This is a genomic window from Antrihabitans stalactiti (assembly GCF_012932915.1).
Classification (GTDB): domain Bacteria; phylum Actinomycetota; class Actinomycetes; order Mycobacteriales; family Mycobacteriaceae; genus Antrihabitans; species Antrihabitans stalactiti.
This window is the reverse complement of record NZ_VCQU01000001.1, coordinates 146,348-160,863: the sequence shown is the minus strand read 5'-3', so window position 1 is coordinate 160,863 and position 14,516 is coordinate 146,348. Positions and strand designations below refer to the sequence as shown.

Sequence of the window (14,516 nt, the reverse complement as noted above, 5' to 3'; positions counted from 1 at the left end):
AGATTCCGAAATCAACGCGGTTCTGCCTGCCTACGACACCCCGCTCGGCATCACGAATCCGCCGATCGACGAGCTGCTCGCGCGCACGTCGTCGAAGTATGCGCTTGTGATCTACGCGGCAAAGCGTGCTCGCCAGATCAACGATTACTACAACCAGCTCGGTGACGGCATCCTCGAATACGTCGGCCCGCTCGTCGAGCCGGGCTTGCAGGAGAAGCCGCTCTCGATCGCGCTGCGCGAGATTCACGCCGATCTGCTCGAGCACACCGAAGGCGAATAACTGTGTCTAATGGCCTCGCTCCGCTCGGCGGGTTTGCGGGCCATGTAGGCACGGTCTTCCCTCGTCGCACTCAGTCGCTGCGCTCCCTCGCGCTCCTCAGTCCAGAGCGTGCCGGCCCGCAAACGAAGCAGGTTCCATGGCTCAGGTAGTGGTCGGTGTCGGCGGAGGGATCGCTGCGTACAAATCGTGTTCGCTGATCCGCGACTTCACCGAGGCCGGGCATCACGTGACCGTGATCCCGACCCGCTCGGCGCTGGAGTTCATCGGGCGCGCCACGTTCGAGGCGCTGTCGGGTAATCCCGTGCATACCGGCGTGTTCGAAGATGTTCCGCAGGTTCCGCACGTCCGCATCGGCCAACAGGCCGACCTCGTCGTGATTGCGCCTGCGACCGCCGATCTGATCGCGCGAGCCGTCCACGGACGAGCCGACGATCTGTTGACCGCGACCTTGCTGACAGCACGGTGCCCCGTGATGTTCGCGCCTGCGATGCACACCGAAATGTGGGAACACCCCGCGACCGTTGCCAATGTCGCGGCCCTTCGTGCGCGCGGCACCGTCGTCGTCGAGCCCGCAGTCGGTCGGCTGACCGGCAAAGACACTGGATCGGGGCGACTGCCTGAGCCGGGCGAACTGTTCGCCCTGGCCTCCCTGCTGCTGGAACGCGCCGACGCGCTGCCGCGTGACCTCGAAGGCCGTCGGGTCGTCGTGTCCGCAGGCGGCACGCGTGAGCCGCTGGATCCGGTGCGCTTTCTCGGAAACCGAAGCTCAGGCAAACAGGGCTACGCGATCGCACGCCTTGCCGTGCAACGCGGCGCCACTGTCACCTTGATTTCCGGCAATACCGCGGGCCTGGATGCGCCCGCCGCCGTCGAGATGGTGCACGTGCAGACTGCCGAACAGATGCGCGAGGCCGTCGACAAGCACGCGGTCAACGCCGAAGCGGTCATCATGTCTGCCGCGGTCGCCGATTTTCGACCGACGACGGTCGCGACGGCCAAGATCAAGAAGGGCGCAGACGAGCCCGACGTCATTCCGCTCACCCGCAACGAAGACATCCTGGCCGGACTGGTCGAAGCGCGTCGCGATGGTGCGCTTCCGCCGACCACGGCGATCGTCGGATTTGCCGCAGAAACGGGTGATGCTAATGGTGACGTTCTCACCCATGCTCGTGCGAAGCTGGTCCGCAAGGGTTGCGACCTGCTGGTCGTCAATCCGGTCGGCGAGGGAAAAGCTTTCGAAGTCGACAACAACGATGGGTGGCTGCTCACCGCTGACGGCCAGGAAATCGCTCTGGACCACGGCTCGAAATCGTTGATGGCGAGCCGCGTGCTGGACGCGTTGGCACGGTTGCTGGACCGCCCACCGAACGCTTGAACGCATCGGCGCTTACGCTGATATGAGGACACCTGTACCAGACGAGAGGGAGATCTGTGAGCAAGTACGGTCGTCGCCTATTCACCAGTGAGTCCGTGACCGAAGGGCACCCGGACAAGATCTGTGACGCGATCAGCGATTCCGTTCTCGACGCGCTCCTTGCCGAGGATCCCCGGAGCCGCGTTGCTGTCGAGACTCTGGTCACGACCGGTCAGGTGCACGTTGCAGGCGAAGTCACGACGACCGCCTACGTCGACATCCCCAGGATCGTCCGCGAAAAGGTTCTCGAAATCGGCTACGACTCGTCTGCCAAGGGTTTCGACGGCAATTCGTGCGGTGTGAACGTGGCAATCGGTGCGCAGTCACCGGAAATCGCTCAGGGCGTCGATCATTCGCACGAAGCACGAGTCGACGGCGTCCTCGACGACGAGATCGAGCGTCAAGGCGCTGGCGACCAGGGCCTGATGTTCGGGTACGCCACGATCGAAACCCCAGAACTGATGCCGCTGCCGATCGCACTGGCTCATCGCCTGGCCCGCCGGCTGACCGAGGTCCGCAAGTCGGGCGTGCTGCCGTACCTGCGCCCGGACGGCAAGACTCAGGTCACCATCGAATACGACGGCGACAACGCGATTCGCCTCGATACGGTCGTCGTCTCGACGCAGCACGCGGCCGATATCGACCTCGACAACCTGCTGACGCCCGACATTCGCGAAAAGGTATTGGGCTCGGTGCTCGCCGACCTCGAGCTGCCTTCGCTCGACACGTCCGACGTGCGGCTGCTCGTCAACCCGACAGGTCGTTTCGTCCTCGGCGGTCCGATGGGTGACGCCGGCTTGACGGGTCGAAAGATCATCGTTGACACGTACGGCGGTATGGCGCGCCACGGTGGCGGCGCGTTCTCGGGCAAGGATCCGTCGAAGGTGGACCGCTCAGCTGCCTATGCGATGCGCTGGGTTGCGAAGAACGCAGTGGCTGCCGGTCTCGCGCGTCGCATCGAGGTCCAGGTTGCGTACGCGATCGGCAAGGCAGCGCCTGTCGGCCTGTTCGTCGAGACGTTCGGCACCGAGGCGATCGATCCGGCGAAGATCCAGGCCGCGATCAGCGAGGTCTTCGACTTGCGTCCGGGCGCCATCATCCGCGACCTCGACCTGCTGCGCCCGATCTACGCACCGACCGCGGCATACGGCCACTTCGGCCGGACCGACATCGACTTGCCGTGGGAGCACACGGACCGCGCCGACAAGCTGCGTGCCGCCGCCGGCCTTTGACGCATGAATGTCACATTTAGTCGGTCACACTGAATCGATGTGACATTCATGCGGTCTGAGATCGCTAGAGTGCTGCCGCTTCTCTCGCTTGCGCATCTGGATCGGGAGTTCGACTATCTAGTTCCGCCTGAGCTGGATGACGTTGCGCAGCCTGGAGTGCGGGTTCGCGTCAGGTTCGCGGGGCGGCTCGTCGACGGGTTGTTGCTGGAGCGGGTGGCGGAGAGCGATCACCCGGGCAAGCTCGGCAAGTTGGACCGCGTTGTGTCCCCGGAGCGGGTGCTGACTCCCGAGATCGCGAGCCTGCTCGAGGCGGTCGCGTCGCGTTATGCGGGGACACGCGCCGATGTTGCGCGGTTGGCGGTGCCGCCGCGGCATGCTCGGGTCGAAGCAGAGCCGGTGCCCGAGGTCGTGCCGATGCCCGCGCCGAATGTCGACGTGACTGCGTGGCAACGATATTCGCACGGCGATGCGTTCGTGAACGCCCTCGGCGAAGGCCGCGCTCCGCGGGCGGCCTGGCAGGTGTTGCCGGGGGAGGACTGGCCGCGTCGGCTGGGCGAATTGGCTGCGACGGTGGCTGCGCGCGGACAAAGCGCGCTCATCGTGGTGCCGGATCAGCGTGATCTCGATCGAGTTCATGCGGCGTGTGTCGAGTTGGTCGGCTCGTCGGGCGCGGTCGCGTTGGCGGCCGGACTGGGTCCGGCTGCGCGGTACCGGCGTTGGTTGGCGGCGCTGCGCGGAACCGCGAAAGTTGTAGTCGGGATGCGAAGTTCGATCTTCGCGCCTGTGCCGGAGCTGGGGCTGATCGCGCTGTGGGACGACGGCGACGACAACCACGCCGAGCCACGTGCTCCTTATCCGCATGCGCGCGAGGTTGCGCTGTTGCGCGCACACGAGGCCGGCTGTGCGTTCGTCGCCGCCGGTTACGCCCGGACCGCCGAAGTGCAGTCACTGGTGCAGTCCGGCTGGGCGCACGACTTGGTGGCGCCACGCCAAATCTTGCGGGAAAGTGCGCCGAAGGTGACGGTCCCCGGCGACAGCGACCACGCGTTGGAACGTGACCCGTCGGCGCGCAGTGCTCGGTTGCCCGCCGTCGCGTTTGCGGCAGCGCGAGCGGCGCTCGATGCGGGTTCGCCCGTCTTGGTGCAGGTTCCGCGTCGCGGTTACGCACCGTCGTTGGCGTGCGGCAAATGTCGATCGCCCGCGCGGTGTCGTCGGTGCAACGGTCCGTTGGCGTTGCCGAGCGGGGAGGGTGCCTCAGCTCCCACGTGCAATTGGTGCGGCGTGGCCGATACGGCCTACCGCTGCGGGACCTGCGGGTCGCCGTCATTGCGGGCGGTCGTGGTCGGTGCAGGTAGGACCGCGGAGGAACTCGGGCGGGCGTTCGCGGGCGTTGCCGTCGTCAGCTCCGGTGGATCCGATGTGCTGCCCGAAGTACCTGCCGGTCCGAAACTGGTGGTGGCGACCATAGGCGCCGAGCCGATCGTTGCGGGTGGTTATGGCGCGGCCCTGCTGCTCGATGGGTGGGCGTTGTTGGGTCGGGCGGACCTGCGGGCAGCCGAAGAAGCGTTGCGGCGCTGGATGGGTGCGGCGGCGTTGGTGCGACCAGCCGCCGCGGGTGGGCAGGTGATCGTCGTCGCCGATCCTGGGATTCCGACGGTCCAGGCGTTGGTTCGTTGGGATCCGGTCGGGCACGCGGAAGCGCAGTTGGCCGAGCGTTCCGAGGTTCGGTTTCCACCTGCGATTCGGCTGGCCGCGGTCGATGGCAGCGGCGCGGCGATCGCGTCCCTGCTCGAATCTGCCGAGTTGCCAACGGAAGTCGAGGTGCTCGGTCCGGTGCCGTTGCCCGACGGTGCGCGCAAGCCGTTCGCGGGCGACAACCCCGAGCCGGTCGAGGTCGAGCGCATGCTGCTCCGCGTGCCACGGGCGGCGGGATCAGCGCTCGCCCGTGCGCTTGCCGCAGCGCAGGCTGCCCGTAGTGCGCGCAAGGCCGACGCGCCCGTGCGCGTACAGATCGACCCTGTAGATATTGGCTAGTTGCGGCAGGTCCGCACCATAGCGATCCGTGGCCATTCGTCGAGGCCGAGTTCGGTTTCGTGCGCCCGAATCGCCACCAATTCGTCTGGTGCGTCGGTCATTTCGTGAAATCCTAGGCGTTCGTAATACGGACCGTTCCAGGGCACATCGCGGAAGGTTGTGAGCGTGAGGGCCGTCAGACCGTGGTCTTTCGCCCACTGGTCGAGGTGTTCGATCAGCGCGGCACCGACGCCACGCCGACCGTAGTCGGGGTGCACCGACACCTGTTCGATGTGCGCGAACCCATCGATGCGGTCGGCGAGCAGGTAGGCGGCGACGACCCCGTCGACGGTCGATACCCACGCGCAATGCCGCTCGATGTACCCGGTGAGATTCTGCGTGGACGGGGGATCGTCATCGGCGATGCGGTCCATACCGATCGCACGAAATGGCTGACCAGCCGCTATCTCGATGTCCTGGAGCCGTTCGATGTCGGTGGTCAGTGCCGGACGAATCATGGCAGCAGTTTCGCACATGCTTGACGACGATCGATTGACGATATATCGTCGATACTGTCATTCCGACAAACTCAGCCTGAGGAGGCAATCACATGGAAGACACACAAAAAGAACACGGAATTTGGGGCAAGCGAGAACGCGGCCACAGGTTCGAACACCATCGTCGCGGCCCCCGCGGCGGCGCGTTCGGTGGCGGCGGCGGATTCGGTCCAGGATTCGGCGGATTCGGTCCGGAAGCGCACTTCGGTCGCGGCCGCGGTCGTGGCGGACGAGGCAGGCGCGGCGACGTGCGGGCGGCGATTCTGCTGCTGCTCGAGAACGAGTCGATGCACGGGTACGAACTGATCCAGCGGATCAAGGACCGCAGCGACGGCGTATGGAAGCCGAGCCCCGGTTCGATCTACCCCGCACTGGCGCAGCTCGAAGACGAAGGTCTGCTCATCATCGAGAAGGTCGCGGGTCGCAAGACCGCAAAGCTCACCGACGCTGGCAAGGAATACGTCGAGGCCAACCGTGCGGACCTGGGTGATCCCTGGGCCGATGTCAATGCCGAGGTGGGCGATCAGACGCTCGACCTTCGCAGCATCGTGGGCCAGTTGATGGGCGCAGTCCATCAGGTCGGCACCGCAGGCACCCCCGCGCAGGCCAAGCAGGCGAGCGAGGTACTCGTCGAGGCACGCCGGGCCCTGTACCGGATTCTCGCTGACGAAGGCGTCACCGAGACTGCGACGGATACTGAAAAGTAGACGCGTCGCAAGTTTTCACCGATTTGGTGGAACTAACCTCAGGCAGCCGTAATGATTGGTTATGGGCTGCTTGAAACGGGGGAGGTCCGCGCACGTTCGGACCTGGATGCTCGCGCCGCTGGTCGGCATCGTCATGGCGATGGGAACCTCATCGCCGGCGCTCGCCGATCCGGCCGGCAGCATCTGGACAATCCCGACGCAACCCGGCCCGGTGCAATCGGTGCACGGCTTCGCGATCACCTACGAAAAGCAAAATCAGGACGCCGCGCCATTGGGCGCGAACGACTTCGGCTGCGTGCCGAGCGAGGATCATCCCCGGCCGGTCGTTCTCGTCCACGGGACCGATTCCAGCGCCTATTCCGACTATGCGGCGCTCTCACCGCAGCTGGCGGACGCCGGGTTCTGCGTATTCGCGCTCAACTTCGGCCGTGATCCCGCCAAAACGACGTACGGCACCGAGGATTTGCGCACCAGCGCAGCACAACTCGGTCAGTTCGTCGAGCTGGTGCTCGACAGTACGGGAGCCCCGAACATCGACATCGTTGGCTATTCGCAAGGCGCCACAGTTGCCCGCTACTTCATCAACAAACTCGGTGGCGCGGACGTCGTCAACCGCTGGGTCGGCATCGCGTCGCCGAGCCACGGCGGCAACTTCTACGGCCTCGGCAGCGCGGCCGCAGCCATACCTGGCGCGGTCGATATGTTGACGCCGGTCCTGACGCCGGCGGTCGTCCAGCAAATCCAAGGCTCGGAGTTCCTGGCGGACCTGAACAGCGGCGGCGACACGGTGCCAGGTGTGGACTACGTGACAATCGGCTCACGGATCGACGAGATGATTCAGCCTGTCGCGGGAATCGCTCTGAGCGGTCCGAATACGACGAATCTGTTCATCCAGGACCTGTGCCCGGTGAACTTCACCGGTCATTTCCAACTGCCGTACGATCCGTTCACTCTTGCGCTGGTCATCACCGCGCTCGACCCCGCGGCCGCACAGACACCGAGCTGCGTTCCAGTTGCGCCGGGGACCGGAATTCCGGAAGTTATTGCGGCATCACACTGAACAAAGCGCAACGTCGGCGGCGGCCGGGCGGGGGACTCTCGACACCCCGCCCGGCCGCCACCTTTGTTTCTACCTGGCTTACAGGCTCACCGACCGCTATTCGGCCAGTTTTGCGACCGCTTGTGCCCAAAGGAAGTACTTGTTCGTGCCCAGATCCTTGACTGTCTTGACTCCCAGCGCGGCGAGTAGCTGCTCGGCCTTCGCGTCGCTGATGCCCTGAAGCGCCGCGACCGGCGCATTGGCGAGCTCTTCGATGGACTTGGTTTCGTATGCCTTGTCGAACTTCGTCTCAATGCCTGCCATGTGATCCTCCGTGTTGATAGGTCAGTACAACCACTGGACAGTTAATACGCCGACGCTGGCCCTGTACACGGTTTCCCGCTGAGAGTTCCCTGTTGTTAGTTGCTGGGAGTGCCCCTCCCTAGACTGGACCGGTGACAGTACAGCCAGTCCGACTCTTCGGCGACCCCATCCTGCGAGCCAAGGCCGCGCCGGTCGTCGACTTCGACCGCGAGTTGCACAAGCTCGTCGCCGACCTCACCGACACCATGCACGACCTGGGCGGGGCAGGCCTTGCCGCGCCTCAACTCGGTGTGGGGCTGCGCGTATTCACCTACGACGTCGGCGATTTCAGTGGCCATCTGGTCAATCCGACGTTCGATGTCGTCGGCGATGCCGAGCAGTTCGGTCCGGAGGGTTGCCTGTCGATCCCCGAATTGCGGGCGGAATGCCTACGCGCCATGTCGGTGATCGCGCGCGGCTTCAACATGCACGGTGAGCCGATCACGATCGAGGGGAGCGACCTGCTCGCCCGCTGCATTCAGCACGAGACCGATCACCTCGACGGCGTTCTGTTCATCGATCGCCTCGACAAGGCTGCGCGCAAAGAAGCCATGCGGTTCATTCGAGAATCCGAATGGTTCGGAGCCAACGAGGCGCCGCCGATCATGAAAGCCAACCCGCTCGGACTGCATGGGACGGGTCGCTGACGTGCGCGTCGTCTTCGCAGGCACTCCCGCACCAGCCGTGCCGTCGTTGCAGCGCTTGATCGCATCGGAGCGCCACGAGGTGATCGCGGTACTGACGCGGCCTGACGCCGTCGCCGGTCGGGGTCGTAAGGTGTCGCGGTCACCGGTCGGGCTGGTCGCCGACGAGGCCGGTATTCCGGTGCTGACGCCGCGCAAGATGTCGGAGCCCGATTTCGTCGAGCAGCTGACGGCGCTCGCTCCCGATTGTTGCCCCGTCGTCGCATACGGTGCACTGATTCCCAAGTCGCAGTTGGCGTTACCGAAATACGGCTGGATCAACCTGCACTTCTCCTTGCTGCCCGCGTGGCGTGGGGCCGCACCTGTGCAGGCGGCGATCAACGCGGGCGACGAATTCACCGGCGCAACGACTTTCATTATCGAAGAAGGGCTCGACACCGGCCCGGTGCTCGGTGTCATGACCGAGCGAATCGGTGCTGACGACACGGCAGGAGCGCTCCTCGACCGGCTCGCCGTGAGCGGTGCGGCACTCCTGGAATCGACGTTGGACGCAGTCGAAGCCGGTGTGATGCAACCTGTTCCGCAGCCGGTCGCCGATGTCTCGTATGCACCGAAGATCAGCGTGGAGGGGGCTCGAATTCGCTGGGACCAGTCGGCACTTGCGGTCCATCGCCACATCCGCTCGGTCACGCCGGCGCCAGGTGCCTGGACGACGATCGGGGGAGTCCGGGTGAAAGTCGGTCCGGTGTCGATAGCGGACGAATCGCTACCGATCCGCGAAGTACTCGTTCGCAAGGACGGTGTCTACATCGGCACCGCGACGTCGGCGGTCCGGCTCGATCACGTTCAACCGCAAGGGAAAAAGATGATGAGTGCACTCGACTGGTCACGCGGGGCGCGGCTCGATGCAACGACGGTAGTGGAGTGAAGCGCGACGAGCCACGCATCGTTGCCCGCGATGTCCTGCGCGCGGTTCGTGAGCGGGACGCGTATGCGAATCTCGTTCTGCCTGGCCTGCTTCGCGACCGCAAGCTGAGCGGTCGCGATGCTGCCTTCGCGACGGAGCTCGCCTATGGCGCCTGCCGAGCGCAAGGTTTGCTCGACGCGGTGATCGAGCGGTGTGCAAAGCGGCCCATAGCCGAGATCGACGGTCCGGTGCTGGATGTGCTCCGACTCGGGGTGTACCAACTGCTGCGGACGCGAACCGGTGCACACGCGGCGGTCTCGACATCGGTGGATCTGGTCCGCGCCGAATCCGGCGGCGGCAAAGCCGGTTTCGCCAACGCAGTGCTGCGCAGGGCGAGTGAGAAGACTCCCGAGCAATGGGTCGAGACGCTGTCGCCGACCGACCCCGTCGGTCGGCTCGCCTTCGAGTTCGCGCATCCGAAGTGGATCGCGCAGGCATTCTCCGACGCGCTCGGGGTGCGGGCGAGCGAGCTTCGGGATGCGTTGGCCGCCGACGACGCGCGTCCCGCGGTGCATCTGGTCGCGCGCCCGGGCGAGATCACCGCGGAAGAACTGGCCGTGATCACCGGTGGTGAGCAGGGCAAATATTCGCCGTATGCGGTGTACCTGGATGGCGGCGATCCTGGCCAGCTCGAACCGGTCCGCGACGGACTTGCGGGCGTGCAAGACGAAGGTAGCCAATTGGTCGCGCGCGCACTGACTCTCGCGCCGCTCGACGGTCCCGACAATGGGCGCTGGCTCGACCTGTGCGCCGGGCCAGGCGGCAAGGCGGCGCTGCTCGGCGGGCTCGCCGACATCGACGGCTGGCGACTGGATGCCGTCGAGCCTTCACCGCACCGGGCGGAACTGGTCCGTAAAACGACCCGCAATCTGCCCGTCGACGTGCACGTCGTCGACGGCAGAACGTCAGGGCTGACGCCGGGCTACGACCGCGTGCTTGTCGACGCGCCGTGCACCGGCCTCGGCGCACTACGTCGGCGGCCAGAAGCGCGTTGGCGCAGAAAACCTTCCGACGTAGCCGAGTTGGTGACGCTGCAGCGCGAATTGCTCGCTGCGGCCGTCGATCTCGTGCGACCTGGGGGAGTGGTGCTGTATTCGACGTGTTCACCGCATCTTTCCGAGACTGTCGGTGTGGTGGCTGACGCGGTCCGGCGGTTCGGGTTAGAGCAGTTGGATACTCGTGCACTTGTGCCTGGTGTGCCCGATGTCGGTGACGGTCCGGGCGTGCAGTTGTGGCCGCACCGCCACGGCACGGACGCGATGTTCCTGGCAGCGCTGCGGCGGCCCTGATGAGCGATTCGCTGACTGCGTGGCTGCTCGACTCCGACCCGGCGTTGCGCTGGCAGGTCGAGCGCGACCTGGTCGGCGAATCGCCCGAGGTGTGGGAAGCGACCCGAGCATCGATCGCCACCGAAGGCTTCGGCGCACGTCTGCTCGCGTTGCAGGAGCCGGATGGTCAGTGGGCGGGCGGGGCGTTCTTTCCGGCGGGCTTCGACGGCACCGAGGAAGGTCAGCCGTGGATCGCCACCACGTGGTCGCTCAACTCGCTGCGGGAGTGGGGTCTGGATTCGACCGTCCTACGCGGAACGGCTGCAAAGCTCGCGGAGAACTCGCGTTGGGAATACGAGAACCTGCCGTACTGGGGCGGCGAGGTCGATGTCTGCATCAACTCCTGGACCTTGTCGAACGGTTTGTGGCTCGGCGCCGACGTCCAGGGAATCGTCGACTGGTTTGTCGAGCATCGACTGCCCGACGGCGGGTGGAACTGCGAGTGGGTCGAGGGCTCGACGCGGTCGTCCTTTCATTCGACGCTCAACGCGCTCAAGGGACTGCTCGACTACGACAACGCGACCGGCGGCACCGACGCCACGCGCGAGGCCCGGCGGTCGGGCGAAGAATATCTGTTGGAGCGCAACCTGTTTCGTCGGCTGTCGACCGGAGACCCGGTGGCACCGTGGGCGGTCCGGTTCAGCTATCCGTTCCGTTGGTTCTATGACGTGCTCAACGCTGCCGAGTACTTCCGACTTGCGGGAGCGATGCCCGACCCACGCATGACCGAAGCAATCGAACTCGTTCGAGCAGCCCGGCAGCCTGACGGGACGTGGCTGCAAGGGCGTAGGCACCCTGGGCGGGTGTGGTTCGAGGTCGACGTGCCTGCGGGAGAGCCGTCGAAATGGGTGACCGTCTACGCGACGCGCGTCCTCAACTGGTGGGACGGTCTTTGAGATGTTCGGCGGCGAGGGCGGGCGGCGCATATACGAGCCAGCCGTCGAGCAGCAGTTCGCGCAACTCGTCTTCGTGCGTGTTCGGCAGATCGATGAGAACGGCGGCGTATCCGTTGAAATGCGGTATCGAGAAACATGATTTGGGATGGGCGGCCAGAATGGCCGCTTTCTCGTTGAGGTCCGCCGTCCGGACCGCCAGGATCGGACCTGCGGGCGGAGTCTGATCGCCGAAGCGTTTGATGTCCGCCTTGCTGAACGGCCGCTCCCACGCGAAGACCTTGCCCGCGACTGCCCACGATCGATTGCCGTAACGCTCGCCCTCGACAACCTCGGGAAGTGCCCTCACGAACTCCTCGGCTGATTTCACGCTCGCCATTCGCCCAAGCTAGCTGACGACGGTCTGCTGTGGCCCATTGGCTAAACTGCGACGCGTGCCAGCGCCGATGATCGCACCGTCCATCCTGTCCGCCGACTTTGCACGGCTCGCCGATGAATTGGCGGCAATCAAGGGCTCCGAATGGGTCCATGTCGATGTCATGGATGCACACTTCGTCCCGAACCTCACGTTGGGCCTGCCGATCGTGCAGAGCTTGCTCAAGGTGACCGACATTCCGATCGACTGCCACCTCATGATCGAGAATCCGGGCCGATGGGCGCCGCCGTACGCCGAAGCAGGCGCACACAACGTGACGATTCACGCCGAGGCGACCGACGATCCAATCGCAGTGGCGCGCGATATCCGCGCTGCTGGTGCAAAAGCCGGTCTGTCGATCAAGCCGAACACACCGATCGAGCCGTATCTGGAGATCCTCAAAGAGTTCGACACGCTGCTGGTCATGAGTGTCGAGCCGGGCTTCGGTGGGCAGTCGTTCATCCCGCAGGTACTCGACAAAGCCCGAATCGTCCGTCGCCTGGTCGATTCGGGGGAGCTGAAGCTGTTGGTGGAAATCGACGGCGGGATCAACGACGACACGATCGAGCAGGCCGCCGAGGCAGGCGTCGATTGCTTCGTTGCAGGCTCCGCGGTCTACGGCGCAGCCGATCCTGCCGAGGCGATTCGGGCACTGCGCGCGAAGGCGGCCAGCGCGGCCCCGCGCCTTCGGTAAGCGAGTTATCCGCGCTCGCCGAGGATTTCGCGTGATTTGTCGGTGAGGTGTCCACCGGCTCGACCCTTGACCATCGTCAACAGCTCGCGTTTGCGCGCTTCCTTGAGGTGGATCTTGATCGTCTCGGGTTTCTTGTCGACGAGTTCGGCGAGCCGGGCCGTCACCGAACGTTCACCCTCGGACACAAGTGCCACATAGGTTTTCGCCAGCCACGCGAGGTATTCGTCGGTGATACCGACAGCAACGAGTTTCTGAAGTCGTTGCGCGCGCTTGGTATCCACGCGTTCGGACCGGGTGTCTGTCTGCTTCCGCTGCTTTCGCCATTCCTTCGCGGCCTGCTGGAAGTCGAGTTGGCGAGCTATCGTCGACGAAATTCCACCCGCGAGGTCGGTTGGCGTGGCGCCCGTGGCCGGACGGATCGTCACGGTCCACGGACCGCCCTGTTCGGCCGCCGCAGGCCACAGGTACTCGACCTCCCACGGGCCGATCTGCTCGGTTATCCCCACCGTTTCGTTCTCGTCGTCGTGCGCGGGCGGCGAGTTTCTCACCGCAGAACCGTAGCATGACCCCCCGGTTTGATAACCGGGGTTGACATACCTGGGTGTGTCAGAGCTACAGTGGAGCGGCGCCGGGACCAGGCTCGGGGCGTGAGACGGGAGGCCTAGAACATGACGTTCCGACCCGTGGTGAACAAACCGAGGTACCTGCGGTGCAATGTCCAAGACGGTCTGCTCCGGGTATTCCGCTCGCCGGTGGTGCGCGATTCCGACGAGATCTATCAGGGTGTTGCGAAGATTCTTGGCACTCACAAACACGAGGTCGTATTCGATTTCACCGAGCCTGATCCCAGCATGGTGAGCGGGTCGGTTCACGTCACGATCTATCGATTGGCCGCGGGTCAGGCAAGCTGACCCGAACCGGTCGGGGGTGCGCCACTACGCTTCAACCGTGCCGATAACCACACCCGAGGCTGCGATGCGGCTCGCGATCGAGGCAGCCGAGGGAGTGCGAGGGACGACGAGCCCGAATCCGCCGGTCGGGGCGGTGATCCTGGACGCCGCGGGCGAGCTGGCGGGCATCGGCGCGACGCAACCCGCCGGCGGACCGCACGCCGAGGTCGTCGCGCTCCGACTGGCCGGCGAGCTCGCTAGAGGCGGCACCGCAGTCGTCACGTTGGAACCGTGCAACCACCACGGTCGCACCCCGCCTTGCACAGATGCGTTGCTCGCAGCCGGCATCGAAACCGTGTACTTCGCCGTCTCGGATCCGAACCCGGTTGCCGCGGGCGGCACAGCAATGCTCGAAACCGCAGGCGTCTCGGTCCATGCCGGACTGCTCGCCGACGATGTTGCCGCCGGACCGCTTCGTGCCTGGTTGCACTGGCAACGAACCGGCCGTTCTCACGTCACGTGGAAGTTCGCCGCGAGCTTGGACGGCCGGAGTGCAGCGTCCGACGGCACCAGTCAGTGGATCACCGGACCGCAAGCTCGGGCGCGCGTTCATGCCGGTCGCGCGAAACTCGACGCGATCGTCATCGGCACCGGGACGGTAATCCAGGACGATCCGTGGCTGACCGCCCGAACGCCCGACGGGAACCTCGCGCCACACCAGCCGTTGCGCGTCGTCGTCGGTACTCGCGACATCCCGAAAACCGCGAGGGTTCTCGACGATGCCGCGCCCACACTCGTCTTGAAGACCCGCGACGTAGCGGAGGTCATCGATGCGATGGCCGACTATCCCGACGTGCTGCTCGAAGGTGGTCCGACGCTGGCGGGTGCGTTCCTGGCAGTGCAACGAATCGACCGCATCCTCGCCTACATTGCCCCGGTGCTGCTCGGGACGGGTGCGGCGGCCGTAGAGAATGCTGGGGTTGGGAATATTGCGCAGGCTCTGCGCTTTCGACGTGAGTACGTGGAGACGATCGGGCCGGACGTGTTGCTGAGCCTTGTGCCGGCTATGGAGGAGTGAGG

The 14,516-nt window shown here is 65.3% G+C and carries 17 protein-coding genes; 13 read left to right on the top strand and 4 right to left on the bottom strand.

Going from position 1 to position 14,516, the window contains the following annotated elements:
- Nucleotides 1-10: 10 nt before the first annotated feature.
- The 4 genes from rpoZ (at nt 11) to FGL95_RS00770 (ending at nt 4,960) form a co-directional block, all read left to right on the top strand.
- On the top strand, nt 11-280 hold the full coding sequence (rpoZ, locus tag FGL95_RS00785; protein WP_420838017.1) for a DNA-directed RNA polymerase subunit omega: 270 nt from the start codon (nt 11-13) through the stop codon (nt 278-280).
- A gap of 136 nt (nt 281-416) precedes the next feature.
- Nucleotides 417-1,655 carry a bifunctional phosphopantothenoylcysteine decarboxylase/phosphopantothenate--cysteine ligase CoaBC gene (gene coaBC, locus FGL95_RS00780; protein ID WP_169584274.1) on the top strand — a complete coding sequence of 413 codons (1,239 nt, stop codon included), beginning with the start codon at nt 417-419 and terminating at the stop codon, nt 1,653-1,655.
- Nucleotides 1,656-1,711: 56 nt separating this feature from the next.
- On the top strand, nt 1,712-2,926 hold the full coding sequence (gene metK / locus FGL95_RS00775; protein ID WP_169584273.1) for a methionine adenosyltransferase: 1,215 nt from the start codon (nt 1,712-1,714) through the stop codon (nt 2,924-2,926).
- 48 nt (nt 2,927-2,974) lie between these two features.
- The gene (locus FGL95_RS00770; protein WP_206071367.1) at nt 2,975-4,960 is read left to right on the top strand and encodes a primosomal protein N'; all 1,986 of its coding nucleotides are present in this window, start codon (nt 2,975-2,977) and stop codon (nt 4,958-4,960) included.
- Here FGL95_RS00770 and FGL95_RS00765 read toward each other — a convergent pair.
- A complete protein-coding gene (locus tag FGL95_RS00765; RefSeq protein ID WP_169584272.1) occupies nt 4,957-5,457 on the bottom strand; it encodes a GNAT family N-acetyltransferase in 501 nt (166 codons plus the stop codon). The genes FGL95_RS00770 and FGL95_RS00765 overlap by 4 nt on opposite strands.
- A 92-nt stretch (nt 5,458-5,549) precedes the next feature.
- On the opposite strand from FGL95_RS00765, the gene FGL95_RS00760 reads away from it, so the two are divergent.
- Both FGL95_RS00760 and FGL95_RS00755 read left to right on the top strand, forming a co-directional pair.
- A complete protein-coding gene (locus tag FGL95_RS00760; RefSeq protein WP_169584271.1) occupies nt 5,550-6,203 on the top strand; it encodes a PadR family transcriptional regulator in 654 nt (217 codons plus the stop codon).
- Nucleotides 6,204-6,264: 61 nt separating this feature from the next.
- The gene (locus tag FGL95_RS00755; RefSeq protein WP_240962628.1) at nt 6,265-7,263 is read left to right on the top strand and encodes an esterase/lipase family protein; all 999 of its coding nucleotides are present in this window, start codon (nt 6,265-6,267) and stop codon (nt 7,261-7,263) included.
- A 96-nt stretch (nt 7,264-7,359) separates the two neighbouring features.
- Here FGL95_RS00755 and FGL95_RS00750 read toward each other — a convergent pair whose 3' ends face one another.
- Nucleotides 7,360-7,566, bottom strand: a complete 207-nt coding sequence (locus FGL95_RS00750; RefSeq protein WP_169584270.1) for a hypothetical protein — start codon at nt 7,564-7,566, stop codon at nt 7,360-7,362.
- A gap of 131 nt (nt 7,567-7,697) precedes the next feature.
- Here FGL95_RS00750 and def point away from each other — a divergent pair, with 131 nt between their 5' ends.
- The 4 genes from def to FGL95_RS00730 are packed head-to-tail and all read left to right on the top strand — an operon-like array spanning nt 7,698 to nt 11,440.
- The gene (gene def, locus FGL95_RS00745; protein WP_169584269.1) at nt 7,698-8,252 is read left to right on the top strand and encodes a peptide deformylase; all 555 of its coding nucleotides are present in this window, start codon (nt 7,698-7,700) and stop codon (nt 8,250-8,252) included.
- A 1-nt stretch (nt 8,253) separates the two neighbouring features.
- Complete coding sequence (gene fmt / locus FGL95_RS00740; RefSeq protein WP_338079717.1) at nt 8,254-9,177, top strand: methionyl-tRNA formyltransferase; 924 nt, start codon at nt 8,254-8,256, stop codon at nt 9,175-9,177.
- Nucleotides 9,132-10,505 (top strand): RsmB/NOP family class I SAM-dependent RNA methyltransferase, encoded by a 1,374-nt coding sequence (locus FGL95_RS00735; protein ID WP_169585172.1) that lies wholly within the window; start codon nt 9,132-9,134, stop codon nt 10,503-10,505. The genes fmt and FGL95_RS00735 overlap by 46 nt, the downstream gene beginning before the upstream one ends.
- Nucleotides 10,505-11,440 (top strand): squalene cyclase, encoded by a 936-nt coding sequence (locus FGL95_RS00730; RefSeq protein WP_169584267.1) that lies wholly within the window; start codon nt 10,505-10,507, stop codon nt 11,438-11,440. The genes FGL95_RS00735 and FGL95_RS00730 overlap by 1 nt, the downstream gene beginning before the upstream one ends.
- Here FGL95_RS00730 and FGL95_RS00725 read toward each other — a convergent pair.
- Complete coding sequence (locus FGL95_RS00725; RefSeq protein WP_169584266.1) at nt 11,418-11,816, bottom strand: MmcQ/YjbR family DNA-binding protein; 399 nt, start codon at nt 11,814-11,816, stop codon at nt 11,418-11,420. The two genes, FGL95_RS00730 and FGL95_RS00725, sit on opposite strands and share 23 nt — an antisense overlap.
- A gap of 55 nt (nt 11,817-11,871) precedes the next feature.
- On the opposite strand from FGL95_RS00725, the gene rpe reads away from it, so the two are divergent.
- The gene (rpe, locus tag FGL95_RS00720) at nt 11,872-12,546 is read left to right on the top strand and encodes a ribulose-phosphate 3-epimerase (RefSeq protein ID WP_169584265.1); all 675 of its coding nucleotides are present in this window, start codon (nt 11,872-11,874) and stop codon (nt 12,544-12,546) included.
- Between the two features lie 5 nt (nt 12,547-12,551).
- Here rpe and FGL95_RS00715 read toward each other — a convergent pair whose 3' ends face one another.
- Nucleotides 12,552-13,094: a hypothetical protein gene (locus FGL95_RS00715; protein ID WP_169584264.1), complete on the bottom strand. Its 543-nt coding sequence runs from the start codon at nt 13,092-13,094 to the stop codon at nt 12,552-12,554.
- Between the two features lie 120 nt (nt 13,095-13,214).
- Here FGL95_RS00715 and FGL95_RS00710 point away from each other — a divergent pair, with 120 nt between their 5' ends.
- Together FGL95_RS00710 and ribD are read left to right on the top strand one after the other, a co-directional pair.
- Entirely contained in the window at nt 13,215-13,457 is a 243-nt protein-coding gene (locus FGL95_RS00710; RefSeq protein WP_169584263.1) for a hypothetical protein, read from the top strand.
- A 64-nt stretch (nt 13,458-13,521) separates the two neighbouring features.
- Nucleotides 13,522-14,514: a bifunctional diaminohydroxyphosphoribosylaminopyrimidine deaminase/5-amino-6-(5-phosphoribosylamino)uracil reductase RibD gene (ribD, locus tag FGL95_RS00705; RefSeq protein WP_169585171.1), complete on the top strand. Its 993-nt coding sequence runs from the start codon at nt 13,522-13,524 to the stop codon at nt 14,512-14,514.
- Nucleotides 14,515-14,516 lie beyond the last annotated feature (2 nt).

Excerpts from the sequence above, each read along its gene's own strand:
- FGL95_RS00750 (WP_169584270.1), bottom strand. The coding sequence starts at position 7,566 with ATGGCAGGCATTGAGACGAAGTTCGACAAGGCATACGAAACCAAGTCC.
- FGL95_RS00760 (WP_169584271.1), top strand. The coding sequence starts at position 5,550 with ATGGAAGACACACAAAAAGAACACGGAATTTGGGGCAAGCGAGAACGC.
- FGL95_RS00730 (WP_169584267.1), top strand. The coding sequence starts at position 10,505 with ATGAGCGATTCGCTGACTGCGTGGCTGCTCGACTCCGACCCGGCGTTG.
- FGL95_RS00755 (WP_240962628.1), top strand. The coding sequence starts at position 6,265 with ATGGGCTGCTTGAAACGGGGGAGGTCCGCGCACGTTCGGACCTGGATG.
- coaBC (WP_169584274.1), top strand. The coding sequence starts at position 417 with ATGGCTCAGGTAGTGGTCGGTGTCGGCGGAGGGATCGCTGCGTACAAA.
- FGL95_RS00770 (WP_206071367.1), top strand. The coding sequence starts at position 2,975 with ATGCGGTCTGAGATCGCTAGAGTGCTGCCGCTTCTCTCGCTTGCGCAT.
- FGL95_RS00725 (WP_169584266.1), bottom strand. The coding sequence starts at position 11,816 with ATGGCGAGCGTGAAATCAGCCGAGGAGTTCGTGAGGGCACTTCCCGAG.
- ribD (WP_169585171.1), top strand. The coding sequence starts at position 13,522 with ATGCGGCTCGCGATCGAGGCAGCCGAGGGAGTGCGAGGGACGACGAGC.
- FGL95_RS00710 (WP_169584263.1), top strand. The coding sequence starts at position 13,215 with ATGACGTTCCGACCCGTGGTGAACAAACCGAGGTACCTGCGGTGCAAT.
- FGL95_RS00765 (WP_169584272.1), bottom strand. The coding sequence starts at position 5,457 with ATGATTCGTCCGGCACTGACCACCGACATCGAACGGCTCCAGGACATC.